Genomic DNA, 3,488 nt, shown 5'->3' with positions numbered 1-3,488 from the left:
GAGTTACCTCAGTAGATATATTCTTTTTGTTTACTTATCTTAACATAGTTCGGTTTTTTTGCGCCGACCTACTTACCGGGAATTTATTTTTTTTGAGCTTGGCAATACCTAAATATTTATAAATTTCTTCTACTTTGTCACAGCAATTCATAGGTTTATAGTGTTGGGGATAATTGGGTGATCGCACAGGGACGGGGGCGGGCGGTTTTTTGGGTATAACAAATCTATTTACCGTATATTGTAGGCAATAACTAGAACCTCCTGTAAAGACACACGCTCCCGTGCCGGAAGACGAGCCTGTTTTACTTCTGTTAGATTCTAAAGTATTTAAATTATTAAAATAAGCATTTATATCACTAGCTTTACCATAAGCTAAAAATAAACTATCTGGATCGGGCATAGGAATAGAAATAACTTTAGTCTGATTAGGTGGTGGACTATTATTATAGGTTGTACTTACAATAGTAGCCGACATTCTTCTCAAAGATACTTTGGGACTGCCACTATTGTAAGAACTGGTAAATGCCACGCCTTCTCTATTAATTATAGTTTGCTTATCTCCACTTCTACACTCGAAAGGCTGCAAGTCCCAGCTAGGGTTATAGAAATCAAGCCTAGAGCATTCTGTGCCTTTCCCTTGTATGATAGTTTGTGATTTAAGACGCCACTGAGGAAATAAAGAAAGTAAATCTAAGTTACTTAAGTTTGCCTCATCATCGGGATGAACATCACCAACTATCCAGCCTTCTCCTTCAGTGTTTCTCCCTAAATGATCAATCATAAATTGCCCACCACACTCCCAGAGAACACCATTGTAATAAGACCAAGAAGTAACCTTATTACCTACAATTGCAGTGCAGATTGGATCGCCGTCTGGAACATGAGTATTTTGTACAATAGGTGGCAAAGGATTGTCAGGGTTTAGGGGCGGTGTTGGCGTGGGAGTTGGTGTTGGCGTGGGAGTTGGTGTTGGGGGTACTTCAATACCAGGATCGGGTTCAAATGTTACGCATAATTCACCACCCGGTACACCGTAACAAAGCGATACTGACTTTTTTCCATCTGGTGCTATCCCTATCCCTATTTCTACTTTTGCGCCTGCTATGCTAATCGAGCCTCTAATTCCTTCATCCTCATCAATGCTTGCACTACCACCAAATCCACCAATATTAATGCCCGCTTCAGCCCCTTTTATTGATATTTTTCCTTCTTCGTCGTATCCAACCTTGCCCCCAATGTTTACTCCTAATTTTCCTTTGGTGCTACCAATTCCAACTCCAAAACCAGCGGTACGATTAGTAGCATCAATTTCAGTAGTAATACCTTGTTGCCCTATTAAATTGTCTACCCCGACAGTTAATTTACCTGTTGCCTTTATCCCACCTGCACTACCTAATTCACTTTCTGCGGTGATATTCAACCCTTGCAAAGGATTGGTTGATTCACTAGGTCTATTTCCAGCACTAAAACTTCCACCTTCTGAAGGTTTTGATAAATTAGGTTGGGATTTTCTAAGATTTGGAGACATAAATTAAGTTACAGCAAAGTAACTACCAGATACTTGGATAACTGCTGAGGTATCCATCTGTATAGTCGCCTGCGCCCCACCACCTGCGGGCACTTGAATTAAATTTATACTTGCCGTCGAAATATTTGTACTCGGTAAAACATAATTAATCACAGTAGCTAAAATAATGTTGTTTGCACTCAATGTTAAATTATTGTGATTTACCACTACAGGTGTTACGCGACTAGCGGTTTGAGGGTAAGGTAAATTACAAATTCTCATGCCTCCTGTCCCCGTATGATTTGATAAATTAATACTTAATTCAAAGAGAACCGCTCGCCCAATTTTAATAAAACTTCCCAACTGAACCGCGTAAGTTCCTTGACCTTCTGTTGTTAATCCAATAATTATTGGACTAAAAGTACCTTCTTCGTAGTCATCAAGTGTATTAACATTTGTACTGGGATTTTTGATTAACGGGAATTGTATCTTTCCGTCGGAATTGTTAATAATACCTGTAAAAACAGGATTATTTAATGGCGCTCGATCGCCAATTGCTTCATCAATGCTTGATTGAGTAGCAAAGCGAGTAAATGGTACCTGTTGCACTACACCGGTGTCAATTTCCCGCCCTAAAAAATGATTTGGCGCAAGATTGGTTAATCTACCTTCAAGCGCTAACTCTAAAGCACTAATTCGAGCCTGTAGTGCTTCTACGTCATTTTTTTTTGAGATGGTAATAGTAACACCCGAAGCAATTCTTAAATTATCCTCTTCCTTTAGCAGACCATTGCCGTAATCTATCAATTGAATAGCTAAAGCGTCATTTTTTTCTAAAATTGCAACTTGATTTTTAGCTAGATAAGGTTGCAATAAATCAAAATAATCTTTTCTCCCTCTGTTTACAAGAATTATTTCTGCTACTTCTTCCCAGTCGCCTGTATTGTTTTTTCGATTTAATATTCTTAATCCTAGTTTTTGGCTTTTAGCTTCCGCAGCGTTGAATTTTGCCATTTTTTCAATCTCTGATTCATCCCCATCAAAATCAGGGATTACTCCTAAAAGAAAACTTTTAAGACTCAAGTTACAAAAAAAAGATTCTAAATAAACACTTACTCTTTCATCTGTATCAAATACCATGTCTCTAAAATGGCAAAATTAAACAATTGAATTTGCGGTGTAAGCATTTGTAAGTTTAATCGGGAAAGTACGGGTTATCGTGTCCATTCTGGTGTTTTTACCTTCATTTTTACAAGTAGGCGGCTACAGTTGCCGCCTACTTTCAGCAATACACTTAAATACTAAGTCATCACAACAAATTCATTGAACCCATCAAGCGCACCTTCTTTAAAACCCTCAAGAAAATTACCTAAATCAGCATTAGTTTCGGCGATTTTTTCAATCTTATCGTCAATTTTCTGATTGATTACAAAACTTTGACCTTCTTGCAATCCCCAGTTGGCGATTTTATCATCAATAGCTTTAATACCCGTTCTGATTTTTTCTCGAAAAAATTTCCGCAAATTCATGTATCCGATTTTAAAAGCAAGATTCCGAGCATACCGAATAAAAGCATTAGCTAGAGTCGATAACTCATCTATAAGTTCTTCAGTGATGTTATTTCCCGTGTCCTGTTCCGCTTGAATTGCCACCGCCGCTGCACCGGTAATATTTATTTTTAGCTTAGGATTAGATTTCCCGCCCCCTAAAAACATTCCCACAAGCAATCGCCCGACACTTTCACCAAAGGTATTCATAAATGAACCATGAACAGCTTTTAATTCAGCAAGGATAGCATTATCACTCTGCAACCAATCAACATTAAGTACGGTGTTTACCCCTCCTACAATTGCTTGCTGAAGGGTAGGGAGCATTGTTCTAAGCGCGATACCTCCAAGCTTGATACGGGTGCATCTCAGTTTGGCAAATACATCAAATTGAAAGTTGACCATTGAGATAAGCACAGCGAAGAGCAAGGATA

General features: G+C 38.5%; 3 protein-coding genes. All 3 read right to left on the bottom strand.

Annotated features, from left to right (window positions below; all coding sequences use genetic code 11):
- Positions 1 to 34 precede the first annotated feature (34 nt).
- Positions 35 to 1,528: a hypothetical protein gene (locus QUA83_RS30145; protein ID WP_333297876.1), complete on the bottom strand. Its 1,494-nt coding sequence runs from the start codon at positions 1,526 to 1,528 to the stop codon at positions 35 to 37.
- 3 nt (positions 1,529 to 1,531) lie between these two features.
- On the bottom strand, positions 1,532 to 2,647 hold the full coding sequence (locus QUA83_RS30140) for a hypothetical protein (RefSeq protein ID WP_333297875.1): 1,116 nt from the start codon (positions 2,645 to 2,647) through the stop codon (positions 1,532 to 1,534).
- A 161-nt stretch (positions 2,648 to 2,808) separates the two neighbouring features.
- The coding region (locus QUA83_RS30135) for a hypothetical protein (RefSeq protein WP_333297873.1) at positions 2,809 to 3,488 on the bottom strand (680 nt) is incomplete at its 5' end.

Source organism: Microcoleus sp. K1-B1 (assembly GCF_036704705.1).
Classification (GTDB): domain Bacteria; phylum Cyanobacteriota; class Cyanobacteriia; order Cyanobacteriales; family Microcoleaceae; genus Microcoleus.
The sequence above is the reverse complement of the archived record's forward strand: the minus strand, read 5'-3'. Positions and strand labels throughout refer to the sequence as shown.

Coding starts and splice junctions, on each gene's coding strand:
- QUA83_RS30145 (WP_333297876.1), bottom strand. CDS start 1,528: ATGTCTCCAAATCTTAGAAAATCCCAACCTAATTTATCAAAACCTTCA.
- QUA83_RS30140 (WP_333297875.1), bottom strand. CDS start 2,647: ATGGTATTTGATACAGATGAAAGAGTAAGTGTTTATTTAGAATCTTTT.